Source organism: Streptomyces sp. NPDC001070 (assembly GCF_053598835.1).
Map to the genome: position 1 here is coordinate 54,860 of NZ_JBSFLB010000001.1, position 14,954 is coordinate 69,813.

The 14,954-nt window shown below is 72.0% G+C and carries 14 protein-coding genes; 1 reads left to right on the forward strand and 13 read right to left on the reverse strand.

What is annotated here, in order from left to right; genetic code table 11:
- Nucleotides 1–28 precede the first annotated feature (28 nt).
- The 6 genes from carB to pyrR form a co-directional block, all read right to left on the reverse strand.
- A complete protein-coding gene (carB, locus tag ACWDAS_RS00285) occupies nt 29–3,340 on the reverse strand; it encodes a carbamoyl-phosphate synthase large subunit (RefSeq protein WP_450385945.1) in 3,312 nt (1,103 codons plus the stop codon).
- On the reverse strand, nt 3,333–4,472 hold the full coding sequence (carA, locus tag ACWDAS_RS00290) for a glutamine-hydrolyzing carbamoyl-phosphate synthase small subunit (protein ID WP_450385947.1): 1,140 nt from the start codon (nt 4,470–4,472) through the stop codon (nt 3,333–3,335). Before carA ends, carB begins: the two co-directional genes overlap by 8 nt.
- Nucleotides 4,469–5,032 carry a PH-like domain-containing protein gene (locus ACWDAS_RS00295; protein ID WP_450385949.1) on the reverse strand — a complete coding sequence of 188 codons (564 nt, stop codon included), beginning with the start codon at nt 5,030–5,032 and terminating at the stop codon, nt 4,469–4,471. The genes carA and ACWDAS_RS00295 overlap by 4 nt, the downstream gene beginning before the upstream one ends.
- Entirely contained in the window at nt 5,029–6,327 is a 1,299-nt protein-coding gene (locus ACWDAS_RS00300) for a dihydroorotase (protein ID WP_450385951.1), read from the reverse strand. Before ACWDAS_RS00300 ends, ACWDAS_RS00295 begins: the two co-directional genes overlap by 4 nt.
- A gap of 2 nt (nt 6,328–6,329) precedes the next feature.
- Complete coding sequence (locus tag ACWDAS_RS00305) at nt 6,330–7,298, reverse strand: aspartate carbamoyltransferase catalytic subunit (RefSeq protein ID WP_450385953.1); 969 nt, start codon at nt 7,296–7,298, stop codon at nt 6,330–6,332.
- A 118-nt stretch (nt 7,299–7,416) separates the two neighbouring features.
- Nucleotides 7,417–7,989, reverse strand: coding sequence for a bifunctional pyr operon transcriptional regulator/uracil phosphoribosyltransferase PyrR (gene pyrR, locus ACWDAS_RS00310; RefSeq protein ID WP_450385955.1), 573 nt, complete (start codon nt 7,987–7,989; stop codon nt 7,417–7,419).
- Nucleotides 7,990–8,287: 298 nt separating this feature from the next.
- On the opposite strand from pyrR, the gene bldD reads away from it, so the two are divergent.
- Nucleotides 8,288–8,788 carry a transcriptional regulator BldD gene (gene bldD, locus ACWDAS_RS00315; protein ID WP_018564185.1) on the forward strand — a complete coding sequence of 167 codons (501 nt, stop codon included), beginning with the start codon at nt 8,288–8,290 and terminating at the stop codon, nt 8,786–8,788.
- 165 nt (nt 8,789–8,953) lie between these two features.
- On the opposite strand, the gene nusB is transcribed toward bldD, so the two are convergent.
- The 7 genes from nusB to aroC all read right to left on the reverse strand — a co-directional run bounded on the left by nusB (nt 8,954) and on the right by aroC (nt 14,855).
- Entirely contained in the window at nt 8,954–9,382 is a 429-nt protein-coding gene (gene nusB, locus ACWDAS_RS00320; RefSeq protein WP_450385957.1) for a transcription antitermination factor NusB, read from the reverse strand.
- 2 nt (nt 9,383–9,384) lie between these two features.
- The gene (gene efp / locus ACWDAS_RS00325) at nt 9,385–9,951 is read right to left on the reverse strand and encodes an elongation factor P (protein WP_319134977.1); all 567 of its coding nucleotides are present in this window, start codon (nt 9,949–9,951) and stop codon (nt 9,385–9,387) included.
- A gap of 54 nt (nt 9,952–10,005) precedes the next feature.
- On the reverse strand, nt 10,006–11,115 hold the full coding sequence (locus tag ACWDAS_RS00330; RefSeq protein WP_450385959.1) for an aminopeptidase P family protein: 1,110 nt from the start codon (nt 11,113–11,115) through the stop codon (nt 10,006–10,008).
- Between the two features lie 61 nt (nt 11,116–11,176).
- Nucleotides 11,177–11,923 (reverse strand): AAA family ATPase, encoded by a 747-nt coding sequence (locus ACWDAS_RS00335; RefSeq protein WP_450385961.1) that lies wholly within the window; start codon nt 11,921–11,923, stop codon nt 11,177–11,179.
- A 135-nt stretch (nt 11,924–12,058) separates the two neighbouring features.
- Entirely contained in the window at nt 12,059–13,162 is a 1,104-nt protein-coding gene (aroB, locus tag ACWDAS_RS00340; protein ID WP_450385963.1) for a 3-dehydroquinate synthase, read from the reverse strand.
- A complete protein-coding gene (locus ACWDAS_RS00345) occupies nt 13,159–13,674 on the reverse strand; it encodes a shikimate kinase (protein ID WP_450385965.1) in 516 nt (171 codons plus the stop codon). Before ACWDAS_RS00345 ends, aroB begins: the two co-directional genes overlap by 4 nt.
- Nucleotides 13,671–14,855, reverse strand: a complete 1,185-nt coding sequence (aroC, locus tag ACWDAS_RS00350) for a chorismate synthase (protein WP_450385967.1) — start codon at nt 14,853–14,855, stop codon at nt 13,671–13,673. Before aroC ends, ACWDAS_RS00345 begins: the two co-directional genes overlap by 4 nt.
- Nucleotides 14,856–14,954: the final 99 nt, after the last annotated feature.

The window sequence follows — 14,954 nt, forward strand, 5'->3', positions numbered from 1 at the left end:
ACACCGGATCGGTGTCCCCCTCTCGGGCCTATGCCTCGCGGGCGGCGGTCAGGTGTTCCGCGTGTTCCTGCAGGGAGCGGACCCCGACGTCGCCGCGGTTCAGCGCGTCGACGCCCTGTACGGCGGCGGCGAGCGCCTGCACCGTCGTCAGGCACGGGACGCCCCGGGCGACGGCCGCGGTGCGGATGTCGTAGCCGTCGAGGCGGCCGCCGGTGCCGAACGGGGTGTTGACGATGAGGTCGATGGCGCCCTCGTGGATGAGCTCGACGATGGTCGGCTCGCCGTTCGGGCCGGTGCCCTCGCTCTTCTTGCGCACGACGGTGGCCTCGATGCCGTTGCGCTTGAGCATCTCGGCCGTGCCGGAGGTGGCGAGCAGCTCGAAGCCGTGCTCGACCAGTGCCCGGGCCGGGAAGATCAGCGCGCGCTTGTCGCGGTTGGCGACCGAGACGAAGGCACGGCCCTTGGTCGGCAGCGCGCCGTAGGCGGCGGCCTGCGACTTGGCGTAGGCCGTGCCGAAGACCGAGTCGATGCCCATGACCTCGCCGGTGGAGCGCATCTCCGGGCCGAGGACGGTGTCGACGCCCCGCCCGTGCACGTCGCGGAAGCGGCTCCACGGCAGCACGGCCTCCTTGACGGAGATCGGCGCGTCCAGCGGCAGGGTGCCGCCGTCGCCGTGCGCCGGGAGCAGGCCCTCCGCGCGCAGCTCGGCGACGGTGGCGCCGAGGGAGATGCGCGCGGCGGCCTTGGCCAGCGGGACCGCCGTCGCCTTGGAGGTGAAGGGGACCGTACGGGAGGCGCGCGGGTTGGCCTCGAGCACGTAGAGGATGTCCCCGGCCAGGGCGAACTGGATGTTGATCAGGCCCTGGACGCCGACGCCCTTGGCGATGGCCTCGGTGGAGGCACGCAGGCGCTTGATGTCGTGCCCGCCGAGCGTGATCGGGGGCAGCGCGCAGGCGGAGTCGCCTGAGTGGATGCCGGCCTCCTCGATGTGCTCCATGACGCCGCCGAGGTAGAGCTCGTGGCCGTCGTAGAGGGCGTCGACGTCGATCTCGATGGCGTCGTCGAGGAAGCGGTCGACCAGCACCGGGCGGTCCGGGCCGATCTCGGTGGACTCGGCGATGTACGAGGCGAGGCGGGCCTCGTCGTACACGATCTCCATGCCGCGGCCGCCGAGCACGTACGAGGGCCGGACCAGGACCGGGTAGCCGATCTCGTCGGCGATGGCCTTGGCCTCCTCGAAGGTGGTGGCCGTGCCGTGCTTGGGGGCGGGCAGGCCCGCCCGGGCCAGGACGCGCCCGAAGGCGCCGCGGTCCTCGGCGAGGTGGATGGCCTCGGGCGAGGTGCCGACGACGGGGACGCCGTTGTCCTTCAGTGCCTGGGCCAGGCCGAGCGGGGTCTGGCCGCCGAGCTGGACGACGACGCCCGCGACGGGGCCGGCCAGCTGCTCGGCGTGGACGATCTCCAGGACGTCCTCCAGGGTGAGCGGCTCGAAGTAGAGCCGGTCGGAGGTGTCGTAGTCGGTGGAGACGGTCTCGGGGTTGCAGTTGACCATGACGGTCTCGTAACCCGCGTCGTGGAGCGCGAAGGAGGCGTGCACGCACGAGTAGTCGAACTCGATGCCCTGGCCGATGCGGTTCGGGCCGGAGCCCAGGATGATCACGGCGGCCTTCTCGCGCGGCGCGACCTCGGTCTCCTCGTCGTAGGACGAGTAGAAGTACGGGGTGCGGGCGGCGAACTCGGCGGCGCAGGTGTCGACCGTCTTGTAGACCGGGCGGACGCCGAGCGCGTGCCGGACCTCGCGGACGACGTCCTCACGCAGTCCGCGGATCGCGGCGAGCTGGGCGTCGGAGAAGCCGTAGCGCTTGGCCTCGGCGAGCAGCTCGGGCTCGAGCTTGTCGGCGGCCGCGAGCTCGTCGGCGATCTCCTTGATCAGGAAGAGCTGGTCGACGAACCAGGGGTCGATCTTCGTGGCGTCGAAGACCTCCTGCGGGGTGGCGCCGGCCCGGATCGCCTGCATGACCGTGTTGATCCGGCCGTCGGTGGGACGCCGGGCGGTCAGCAGCAGCTCTCCCTTGTCGCCCGGGTCGCCGGTGAAGGCGAACTGGCTGCCCTTCTTCTCCAGGGAGCGCAGCGCCTTCTGCAGGGCCTCGGGGAAGTTGCGGCCGATGGCCATGGCCTCGCCGACCGACTTCATCGTGGTGGTGAGGGTGGCGTCGGCGACCGGGAACTTCTCGAAGGCGAAGCGCGGCACCTTCACGACCACGTAGTCGAGCGTCGGCTCGAAGGAGGCCGGGGTCTGCTCGGTGATGTCGTTGGGGATCTCGTCGAGGGTGTAGCCGACGGCGAGCTTGGCGGCGATCTTGGCGATCGGGAAGCCGGTCGCCTTGGACGCCAGCGCCGAGGAGCGGGAGACGCGCGGGTTCATCTCGATGACGATGACCCGGCCGTCCTCGGGGTTGACGGCGAACTGGATGTTGCAGCCGCCGGTGTCGACGCCGACCTCGCGGATCACGGCGATGCCGATGTCGCGCAGGATCTGGTACTCGCGGTCGGTCAGCGTCATGGCGGGCGCGACGGTGATGGAGTCACCGGTGTGCACGCCCATGGGGTCGAAGTTCTCGATGGAGCATACGACCACGACGTTGTCGTGCTTGTCGCGCATCAGCTCCAGCTCGTACTCCTTCCAGCCGAGGATGGACTCCTCCAGGAGCACCTCGGTGGTCGGGGAGAGCGTCAGGCCCTGGCCGGCGATGCGGCGCAGCTCCTCCTCGTCGTGGGCGAAGCCGGAGCCGGCGCCGCCCATGGTGAAGGAGGGGCGGACGACGACCGGGTAGCCGCCGAGGGTGTCGACGCCGGCGAGGACGTCGTCCATGGTGTGGCAGATGACCGAGCGGGCGGACTCGCCGTGGCCGATCTTGGCGCGGACGGCCTCGACGACCTCCTTGAACAGGTCGCGGTCCTCGCCCTTGTTGATGGCCTCGACGTTGGCGCCGATCAGCTCGACCCCGTACTTGTCGAGGACGCCCGCCTTGTGGAGCGAGATCGCGGTGTTCAGCGCGGTCTGGCCGCCCAGGGTGGGCAGGAGCGCGTCGGGGCGCTCCTTGGCGATGATCTTCTCGACGAACTCGGGGGTGATCGGCTCCACATAGGTGGCGTCGGCGATCTCCGGGTCGGTCATGATCGTGGCCGGGTTGGAGTTGACCAGGATCACGCGCAGGCCCTCGGCGCGCAGGACGCGGCAGGCCTGGGTACCGGAGTAGTCGAACTCGGCGGCCTGGCCGATGACGATCGGGCCGGAGCCGATGACCAGGACGGACTGGATATCGGTGCGCTTAGGCACGCTGGCCCTCCATGAGCTTCACGAAGCGGTCGAACAGGTACGCGGCGTCGTGCGGACCTGCGGCGGCCTCGGGGTGGTACTGGACGCTGAAGGCGGGGGTGTCGAGCAGCCGCAGGCCCTCGACCACGTTGTCGTTGAGGCACACGTGGGAGACCTCGACCCGCCCGTACGGGGTGTCGGAGACCTGGTCGAGCGGCGCGTCCACGGCGAAGCCGTGGTTGTGGGCGGTGACCTCGACCTTGCCGGTGGAGCGGTCCTGCACCGGCTGGTTGATGCCGCGGTGGCCGTACTTCAGCTTGTACGTGCCGAAGCCGACGGCCCGGCCGAGCAGCTGGTTGCCGAAGCAGATGCCGAACAGCGGGGTCCTCCGCTCCAGGACGCCCTTGATGACGGTCAGGTCGGCGGTGGCCGGGTCGCCGGGGCCGTTGGAGAGGAAGACGCCGTCGGGGTTGACCGCGTAGACCTCGTCCACGGTGGCACCGGCGGGCAGGACGTGCACCTCGATACCGCGCTCGGCCATCCGCTGCGGGGTCATGCCCTTGATGCCGAGGTCGATGGCGGCGACGGTGAACTTCTTCTCGCCGATCGCCGGGACGACGTACGGCTCCTTGGTGGCGACCTCGGCGGAGAGGTCGGCGCCCTTCATCTGCGGGCTGGCCTGAACCTCGGCCAGGAGCGCGGCCTCGTCGGTGTGCGCCTTGTCGCCGGAGAAGATGCCGACGCGCATCGCGCCGCGCTCGCGCAGGTGCCGGGTGAGCGCCCGGGTGTCGATGCCACTGATGCCGACGACGCCCTGGCGGGTGAGCTCCTCGTCAAGGGTGCGGCGGGCGCGCCAGTTGGAGGGCACGCGGGCGGGGTCGCGGACGACGTAACCGGCCACCCAGATGCGGGAGGACTCGGGGTCCTCGTCGTTGACGCCGGTGTTGCCGACGTGGGGGGCGGTCATCACGACGACCTGGCGGTGGTACGACGGGTCGGTCAGGGTCTCCTGGTACCCGGTCATGCCGGTGGAGAACACGGCCTCGCCGAAGGTCTCCCCCACGGCCCCGTAGGCGCGGCCGCGGAAGGTGCGGCCGTCCTCCAGGACGAGTACGGCAGGGACCCTCGCGGGCCGCTGGGTGGAGGTCGTCATCGTGCGCCTTCCTGGTCGTGCGTGAGAGTGTTCAGGGCCTCGACCCACGCGGCGTGCTCGGCGGCGTGGTCCGAGCGGAAGCCGGAGTCGATCAGCCGGTCGCCGTGCGCCCAGGTGACCACCAGCAGGCCGCCCTCGGTGAGGACCTTGCCCGCGATGCCCTTGTCGAGACGGGCGCCGCGCAGGTCCGCGGCCGGGACGAAGAAGCTCGGCGCGCCGGTGCGCTCGACGTCCATCCCCCGGTCGGTGAGAGTGAGCTCGACCCGGCTGCGCACGCCGAGGCCGTGGGCGACGATGCGGTCCAGCCACTGCCCCGCCGTGGTGCTGCCGTGGTACCGGCCGGTCAGGATCAGGCGGGGCTCACCGGGCTCCTCGGGGGCGGTGGGGAGGGCGGGCAGGTCGCTCTGGAGGGTGGCGCGCCACTTCCAGCCCTGGCGCATCAGCCAGTACAGGAGGACGACGAAGAGCAGCAGCCCGATGACCCAGCCGATGCGCCCGGCCCAGTCGGTGACCTGTGCGGAGTGCCTGCCCTCCGCCGCGATGAGTACCAGAGGTGTCACGAGAGCTTCCCGTCCATGACCGTCGCCTTGCCCCGCAGGAACGTGGCGAACACCTGGCCCGGCAGCTCCAGACCCTCGTAGGGGGTGTTACGGCTGCGGGAGGCGAAGCCCGCGGGATTCACCACACCACGGTATGCCGGATCGACCAGGGTGAGGTTCGCGGGCTCACCAGCCGAGACGGGCCGTCCGTGGCCGGAGAGACGGCCGATGGCCGCGGGGCGGAAGGACATCCGGTCGGCGACGCCGGCCCAGTCCAGCAGGCCGGTGTCGACCATGGCGTGCTGGACGACCGACAGCGCGGTCTCCAGGCCGATCATGCCCATGGCCGCCGCGCCCCACTCGCAGTCCTTGTCCTCGTGCGGGTGCGGGGCGTGGTCGGTGGCCACGCAGTCGATGGTGCCGTCGGCGAGCGCCTCGCGCAGCGCCATGACGTCGGCCTCGGTGCGCAGCGGCGGGTTGACCTTGTAGACCGGGTTGTAGGTGCGCACCAGTTCGTCGGTGAGGAGCAGGTGGTGCGGGGTGACTTCGGCGGTGACGTCCCAGCCCTTGGACTTGGCCCAGCGCACGATCTCGACCGAGCCGGCCGTGGACAGGTGGCAGATGTGCACCCGGGAGCCCACGTGCGCGGCGAGGAGGACGTCGCGGGCGATGATCGACTCCTCGGCGACGGCGGGCCAGCCGGTCAGGCCCAGCTCGCCGGAGACGACGCCCTCGTTCATCTGGGCGCCCTCGGTGAGGCGGGGCTCCTGGGCGTGCTGGGCGACGACACCGTCGAAGGCCTTCACGTACTCCAGGGCGCGGCGCATGATCACGGCGTCGTCCACGCACTTGCCGTCGTCGGAGAAGACCCGGACGCCGGCCGCGGAGTCGGCCATCGCGCCGAGCTCGGCGAGCTTCTTGCCCTCCAGGCCCACGGTGACGGCGCCGACCGGCTGGACGTCGCAGTAGCCGTGCTCGCGGCCGAGGCGCCAGACCTGCTCGACGACGCCGGCGGTGTCGGCGACGGGGAAGGTGTTGGCCATGGCGTGGACGGCGGTGTAGCCGCCCGCGGCGGCGGACCGCGTGCCGGTGAGGACGGTCTCGGAGTCCTCGCGGCCGGGCTCGCGCAGGTGGGTGTGGAGGTCGACCAGGCCCGGCAGCAGGATCCTGCCCCCGGCCTCGACCACGGTGGCGCCCTCGGGGGCCGTGATGTCCGTGCCGATCTCCGCGATGGTCTCGCCGTCGATCAGGACGTCCTGCGGCTCGCCGCCGAGGATCCTCGCGCCGCGGATCAGTGTCCTCGGGGTCGCGCTCATGTTCACTTGCTCTCCTCGGTGCGGGCGTGGGAAATGGCGGGCTCGGCGCCGCCGAGCAGCAGGTACAGGACCGCCATGCGGATGCTGACGCCGTTCTTCACCTGTTCGACGGCGGTGCAGCGCGGCGAGTCGGCGACCTCCGCGGTGATCTCCATGCCGCGGTTCATCGGGCCGGGGTGCATGACGACGGCGTGCTCGGGCAGCACCGCCATGCGCATCCCGTCCAGGCCGTAGCGGCGCGCGTACTCGCGCTCGGTCGGGAAGAAGGCGGCGTTCATGCGCTCGCGCTGGACGCGCAGCATCATGACGGCGTCGGACTTGGCGAGCACCGCGTCCAGGTCGTAGCTGACCTCACAGGGCCACTTCTCCACGCCGATCGGCAGCAGGGTGGGCGGCGCCACCAGGGTGACCTCGGCGCCGAGCGTGTTGAGCAGCAGCACATTGGAGCGGGCCACGCGGCTGTGCAGCACGTCGCCGACGATCGTGACGCGGCGTCCTGCCAGGTCCCGGCCGGGCCCGGACAGGTGGCGGCGCATGGTGAAGGCGTCGAGCAGCGCCTGCGTGGGGTGCTCGTGGGTGCCGTCTCCGGCGTTGACGACGCTGCCGCCGATCCAGTCGGAGTACGCCAGCCGGTGCGGGGCGCCGGACATGTGGTGCCGGATGACGACGGCGTCGGCGCCCATCGCCTCGAGGGTGAGGGCGGTGTCCTTCAGGGACTCGCCCTTGGAGACCGACGAGCCCTTGGCGGAGAAGTTGATGACGTCGGCCGACAGGCGCTTGGCGGCGGCCTCGAAGGAGATGCGGGTGCGGGTCGAGTCCTCGAAGAAGAGGTTGACGACCGTGCGGCCGCGCAGCGTCGGCAGTTTCTTGATGGGGCGGTCGGCGACGCGGGCCATCTCCTCGGCGGTGTCCAGCACAAGGAGGGCGTCGTCGCGGGTGAGGTCGGCGGCCGAGATCAGGTGGCGCTTCATCGGGTCACTCCGGAGGATGCGTGCGGGGGCGGACTGGGGGCGGCACGCCACGTCTCCCGGGCAGGCCGGGGGCGGAGGCGGGCGGAGCGGTGCCCCGGGGGTCGGGGCAGGGCTCGCGCTACTCGTCCGCCGGGGAGCCGTCGCGTACGCCGAGCAGGACGCAGTCGCGCCCGTCCTCCTCGGTCAGGTGGACCTTGACGGTCTCGCGCAGCGAGGTGGGGATGTTCTTGCCGACGTAGTCGGCCCTGATGGGCAGCTCGCGGTGGCCCCGGTCGACCAGGACCGCCAGCTGCACGGCGCGGGGGCGGCCGATGTCGTTGAGGGCGTCGAGGGCGGCGCGGATCGTACGGCCGGAGAAGAGCACGTCGTCGACGAGGACGACCAGCCTGCCGTCCACCCCGTCGGCCGGGATGTCGGTGCGGGCGAGCGCACGCGCCGGGCCGAGCCGCAGGTCGTCGCGGTACATGGTGATGTCGAGCGAGCCGACCGGGACCTTGCCGCCGGTGATGCCGTCGAGCTTGTCGGCGAGTCTGCGGGCCAGGTGGACGCCGCGGGTGGGGATGCCGAGGAGCACCACGTCGTCGGCGCCCTTGGCGCGTTCGACGATCTCGTGGGCGATGCGGGTGAGCACCCGCTCGATGTCCGGGGCCTCGAGAACGGGCCGGGCCGGATCCGAACTGATTGCGGCCATGAAAAATGGACCTCCTTCCCCGCCTCACAGGACGGGCCTTAAAGGACGCCAAAACGTACGGGTCCAGCGTATCAGGCACCCTGGCGCGGTCCCCGGCGGGGCCTGGCGGCTGCCTGGCGCGTCCCTCCGGCCGGGTCCGCCACCCGTACCACGGCCGACTGCGGATCCCGGTCGAAAGGCCGGTGACCGGCGATTCCTCGCTCTTCCGGGGGACCGGTGTGGACCATTCGGCTTGACGGATTCCAATTACGCTGCGTAACCTCACAGTGAGTTACTGAGTTTCCGTCCGGGGAGCCTTATGTCCAGCGATTACGCCAAGCAGCTCGGAGCCAAGCTCCGCGCCATCCGCACGCAGCAGGGACTCTCCCTCCACGGCGTCGAGGAGAAGTCCCAGGGCCGCTGGAAGGCCGTGGTGGTCGGTTCCTACGAGCGCGGCGACCGTGCCGTGACCGTGCAGCGCCTCGCCGAGCTCGCCGACTTTTACGGCGTTCCGGTCCAGGAGCTGCTGCCCGGCTCCGCGCCGGGCGGTGCCGCCGAGCCGCCGCCGAAGCTCGTCCTCGACCTCGAGCGTCTGAGCCAGGTGCCGTCCGACAAGGCCGGCCCGCTGCAGCGTTACGCCGCCACGATCCAGAGCCAGCGTGGCGACTACAACGGCAAGGTGCTGTCGATCCGCCAGGACGACTTGCGCACCCTGGCCGTCATCTACGACCAGTCGCCCTCGGTCCTGACCGAGCAGCTCATCAGCTGGGGCGTCCTCGACGCGGACGCACGGCGCGCGGTGCAGCACGAGGAGGGCTGACGCCCTCGGGAAGCAGAAACGTCCCGCCCCTTGGGAGCGGCCGCGAGGCCGCCCCCAAGGGGCGGTTGTGTTTGTGCCCGGGGGAGGGAGCTGTCCGACGCCCGTGGGCCGCACACGCCACGGGCCCGGAACGCGTGGCGTTCCGGGCCCGGTGAGCCGGGCGGGCTAGTCCTCCCGGAGGCCGGGCTTCAGCTCCTTGAGGCGGGCCAGCAGGCCGTTCACGAACGAGGGGGACTCGTCCGTCGAGAACTCCTTGGCCAGCTGCACGGCCTCGTCCAGGACGACGGCGTCGGGGACGTCGTCCTCCCAGATCAGCTCGTAGGCGCCGAGCCGCAGGATGTTCCGGTCGGTCACCGGCATACGGTCGAGGGTCCAGCCCACGGCGTGCTTCGACAGCAGTTCGTCGATCCGCTTCGCCCGTTCGGCGTAGCCCTCGACGAGCTGCATCGTGTATTCGCTGACCGGGGGCTGCCGGTCGTCGGTCCGGGCGAGCCTGATCCAGTCGGCCATGGCGGTCTTGGGGTCGACACCCCGCTGCTCCGCCTCGAACAGGATCTGGAAGGCGCGCTTGCGGGCCTTGTTACGAGCGGCCACGGTTAGCTGGTCACCCGGCCGAGGTACTCACCCGAGCGGGTGTCGACCTTGATCTTCTCACCGGTGGTGATGAAGAGCGGGACGCCGATCTCGTAGCCGGTCTCCAGCTTGGCGGGCTTGGTGCCGCCGGTGGAGCGGTCGCCCTGGACGCCCGGCTCCGTGTACTCGATGACCAGCTCGACCGCGGCCGGGAGCTCGATGTAGAGGGGCGAGCCCTCGTACATCGCGACGACCGCCTCGAAGCCCTCCAGGAGGAAGTGGGCGGCGTCGCCGACGACCTCGGGGGTGATGTAGACCTGGTCGTACGTGTCCATGTCCATGAACACGAAGCTTTCGCCGTCCTTGTAGGAGAACTGCATCCCGCGCTTGTCGACGTTGGCCGTCTCGACCTTCACGCCGGCGTTGAAGGTCTTGTCGACGACCTTGCCGGAGAGCACGTTCTTGAGCTTCGTACGGACGAAGGCGGGGCCCTTGCCGGGCTTGACGTGCTGGAACTCGACGACGGACCAGAGCTGGCCGCCGTCGAGCTTGAGCACGAGGCCGTTCTTGAGGTCGTTCGTGGTGGCCACGGTTGCGGAATCTCCTGCACTGCTGCTTCGGGGACCCGGAGCCGCGGTCGCCCACTACAGGGCGAGCAGCTCCTTGGTCGTGATGGTGAGTAGCTCGGGCCCGCCGTCCGTCGGAGGACGCACGACGAGTGTGTCGTCGATGCGGACACCGCCGCGGCCCGGGAGGTGGACCCCCGGTTCGACGGTGACCGGCACGCAAGCGTCCAGTTTACCCATGGCCGAGGGGGACAGCCGAGGGTCCTCGCCGATCTCCAGTCCGACACCGTGTCCGGTGGTCTCCCCCAGCGCCTCGCCGTGGCCGCCGGACTCCAGGACGTGGCGTGCCGCGCGGTCCACGTCGCAGCAGGCGGCGCCCGGTGCCAGGGCCTCGCGGCCGGCCCGCTGGGCGGCGAAGACGAGGTCGTACAGCTCGATCTGCCAGTCGGCCGGCGTGGTGCCGATGACGAAGGTGCGCCCCACCTCGCAGCGGTAGCCGCGGTAGCACGCGCCCAGGCAGACGGTGAGGAAGTCGCCCTCCTCGACCCGCCGGTCGGTCGGCAGGTGGCGCGCCGCGCCCGAGTGCGGGCCGGCGCCGACGCAGGTGGGGAAGGCCGGGCCGTCGGCCCCGTGGTCGATCAGCCGGCGCTCCAGCTCCAGGGCGAGATGGCGTTCGGTGCGGCCCACCAGGATCGACTCCAGGAGTTCGCTGAGCGCCTGGTCGGCGATCTCGGCGGCGATCCGCAGCGCGGAGATCTCCTGCTCGTCCTTGACCAGGCGGAGCTGCTCCACGGCCGAGCCGAGGTCGGAGAGGCGTACGCCCGGGGCCGCGCTGCCGACCGCGCGGTGCCGCGCGACGGTGAGGTGGTGCTCCTCGACCGCCAGGGCCTCCGCCTTGCGGTCCGCGGCCAGGGCGGCGGCGGTGACCGCCGGGTCGCCCTCGGGGCTGGACAGCACGACGCCCCGCACGTCCTCAGGGAGCCGTCCCTCTGCCAGGTCGCCGGAGGGGCGGCGGTGGTGGACCAGCACGTCCTCGGCGCCGGGCCCCACCAGCAGCACGGTCCCGGGCGGGGCGCACCCCGTCAGGTAGCGGACGTTGGCGGGGCGGGAGACGAGCGCCGCCGCCGCTCCGGCCGCCGCGCAGCGGTCCCGCAGCCGTTCCCTGCGGGCAGCGTGCACCTCGGACATGTGGCGAGCGTACGTCGCGTCCCGCCGGTCGGCCTCTCGAGAGCGGCCGGGCCGTCCACGGCTACCAGGCGGGCGGGCCCTGCAGGCTGCGGGTGACCACGCCGTCGAGGGCGGCGGCGGCCGCCGCGACGTCGAGGTGGGAGTTGTCGATGATGGGCAGCCCGGAGCCGTACCAGCCGGCCATGCGCCCGTGGATGCGGGCGACCTCCTCGTCGGAGAGCCGGCGGTTGCCGCTGCGCTGGGCGTTGCGGGCCAGCACGATGTCGAGGCCGGGGAGGAGGACGACGGGCAGCAGGCCGGGGCCGACGTGGCGCTTCCAGCCGCCGAGGCCGACGACCGGGCGGTCGGGGAAGACGGCGTCGTCGATGATGCAGGAGATGCCGTTCGCCAGGAAGTTGCGGGCGGCGAAACCGCAGGTGCGGCGGGCGAGACGGTACTGCGCCTCGGAGTTGTCGTTCCAGCCGGACTGCGGGTCGGCGAAGCCCGAGCGGACCCATTCGCGGACGTCGTCCAGGCTGATGTGGGCGGTGGGCACGCCCCGGTGGTCGGCCCAGTGCCGCGCGATGGTGGTCTTGCCCGCGCCGGCCGCGCCGATCAGCAGGACGGCGACGGGGCTGTGCGTGGGGTGCGGGAGCGGCGCGCCGCCGCTGCCGGCGGGCTGCGCGGGCGGCTGGACCGGGTGCTGGACGGGGGCGCCCTGGGCCATCGGGAAGTGGCCGGTGGTGCCCGGGGGCTGCGGCGGCCCTGGCTGCCCGGCCGGCTGCCCGCCGTGCGGCGGTGGCAGCGGCGCACCCACGGCATGCTGCATCGAGGCCCACTCCGTCCGTACAAGAGCTTTCAGGTTCGACCGAACGGTACCGTCAACGGCCGCAGTTGTGTGAACGGCCGGGCCACCCACGGGGTGCCCGGCCGTTCGGAATCCGCGATCCTGTGCGAGGTGCGCCTACTTGGAGATCTCCGCGTAGGCGGCGAGGAGCACCCCGGGGTCGGGGGCCTCCAGGACGGTCGGCTTGGCGAGACCGTCCAGGACGATGAACCGCAGCCGGTCGGCGCGCGACTTCTTGTCCACCTTCATCGTCTCCAGCAGCCGCGGCCACTGGTCGCCGCGGTAGGTCAACGGCAGGCCGACGGACTCCAGGACGGAGCGGTGCCGGTCGGCGGTGGCGTCGTCGAGGCGCCCGGCGAGGCGGCCGAGCTCGGCGGCGAAGACCATGCCGATGGAGACGGCCGCGCCGTGCCGCCAGTTGTAGCGCTCGTTCTTCTCGATGGCGTGGCCGAGGGTGTGGCCGTAGTTGAGGATCTCGCGCAGGCCCGACTCCTTGAGGTCGGCGGAGACCACCTCGGCCTTGACCCGGATGGCCCGTTCCAGCAGTTCCGCGGTGTGCGGGCCCTCGGGGCCGCGGGCGGCTGCCGGGTCCTGCTCGATCAGGTCCAGGATCACCGGGTCGGCGATGAAACCGGCCTTGATGATCTCGGCGAGGCCGCTGACGTAGTCGTTGACCGGCAGCGACTCCAGCGCCGCGAGGTCGCAGAGCACCCCGGCGGGCGGATGGAAGGCGCCGACGAGGTTCTTGCCCTCGGCGGTGTTGATGCCGGTCTTGCCGCCGACCGCGGCGTCGACCATGCCGAGCACCGTGGTCGGCACGGCGACCCAGCGCACCCCGCGCAGCCACGTCGCGGCGACGAAACCGGCGAGATCGGTGGTGGCGCCACCACCGACGCCCACGATGACATCCGTCCTGGTGAATCCGGACTGGCCCAGCGCCCGCCAGCAGTACGCCGCGACCTCGGCGGTCTTGGCCTCCTCCGCGTTGGGCACCTGGATCGCGACGGCCTCGTATCCCTGCTCCGCCAGGTCCTCGCGCAGCGCCTGGCCGGTGGCCTCCAGCGCCTCGGGGTGGATGACGGCGACCCGGGCCGCCTTGTCGCCGATCAGGCCCGGCAGCTCGCCGAGCAGTTGCCGGCCGACCAGCACCTCGTACGGCTCGGTGCCCTCACTGCCCCCGACCTGGATGCGGCTGGGGGCGTGGGCGGCGTGCTCGGTCATGCGTTCTTCAGCTCCAGTGCGTCCAGGACGGCGTCCGCGACGTCCTCGGGGGTACGGCCATCCGTGCTGACCACGGCGCGGGCGACCTCGGTGTACAGCGGGCGGCGGGCCTCCATCAGCTCGCGCCACTGCCGCCGCGGGTTGACGGCCAGCAGCGGGCGGGCGGTGTCGAGGCCGACGCGCTTGACGGCTTCGGCGACGTCCATGTCGAGGAAGACCACGGGCAGTCCGGCGAGCAGCTTGCGGGTGTCCTCGGCGAGGATCGAGCCGCCGCCGAGCGCGAGCACGCCCGGGTGCTCGGCGAGCGCGGCGCGGACCGCCTCGGCCTCCAGCGCGCGGAAGTGCTCCTCGCCGTCCTCGACGAAGATGTCGGCGATCGGCCGCCCCTGGGCCCGGACGATGTCGGCGTCGGTGTCGCGGCAGGTGGTGCCGAGCCGCTCGGCGAGCAGCTCGCCCACCGTGGTCTTGCCGACCCCCATCGGGCCGACCAGGACGACGACCGGCCCGCTCATCGGATCGCCAGGTTGTCGAGGTAGCCGCGGACGTTGCGGCGGGTCTCGGCGACGCTGTCGCCGCCGAACTTCTCCGCGACCGCGTCGGCCAGGACGAGGGCGACCATCGCCTCGGCGACGATGCCGGCGGCCGGCACGGCGCAGACGTCGGAGCGCTGGTGGTGGGCCTGGGTGGCCTCGCCGGTGGTCACGTCCACGGTGGCCAGGGCACGCGGCACGGTGGCGATGGGCTTCATCGCGGCCCGCACCCGCAGCAGCTCGCCGGTGCTCAGGCCGCCCTCGGTGCCGCCGGAACGGCCGGAGGAGCGGCGGATGCCGTCGGGGGTGGAGACGATCTCGTCGTGGGCCTGGGAGCCGGGGACGCGGGCGAGCTCGAAGCCGTCGCCGACCTCGACGCCCTTGATGGCCTGGATGCCCATGAGGGCGGCGGCCAGCCGGGCGTCCAGGCGGCGGTCCCAGTGCACATGGCTGCCGAGGCCGACCGGCACGCCGTAGGCCAGGACCTCGACGACGCCGCCGAGCGTGTCGCCGTCCTTGTGGGCCTGGTCGATCTCGGCGACCATCCGCTTGCTCGCGTCGGCGTCGAGGCAGCGCACCGGGTCGGCGTCGAGCTTCTCGACGTCGGCGGGGGTCGGGTAGACGCCGTACGGGGCCTTGGCCGAGGCGAGCTCCACGACGTGGGAGACGATCTCGATACCGGCCGTCTCCTTGAGGTAGGAGCGGGCCACGGCGCCGAGCGCGACGCGGGCGGCGGTCTCGCGGGCGGAGGCGCGCTCCAGGATCGGCCGGGCCTCGTCGAAGCCGTACTTCTGCATGCCGGCCAGGTCGGCGTGGCCGGGGCGCGGGCGGGTCAGCGGGGCGTTGCGGGCGAGCCCGGCGAGGATCTCGGGGTCGACCGGGTCGGCCGCCATGACCTGCTCCCACTTGGGCCACTCGGTGTTCCCGACCATGATCGCGACCGGGGAGCCGAGGGTCAGCCCGTGGCGCACGCCGCCGAGGAAGGTGACCTGGTCCTGCTCGAACTTCATCCGGGCACCGCGGCCGTAGCCCAGCCGCCGCCGCGCGAGGTGGTCCGCCACCATCTCGGTGGTGATCGGCACACCGGAGGGCAGACCCTCCAGCGTCGCGACGAGTGCGGGGCCGTGCGACTCCCCCGCGGTCAGCCAGCGCAACCTGCTCAACGGTGCTCGCTCCTTCATCATCGCCCGGACCGCGGCGAGGCGGACCGGACCATCCGTGCGTAATCCGATCCTTTCACGTCCGGCGGCGTAGTCGGGGCG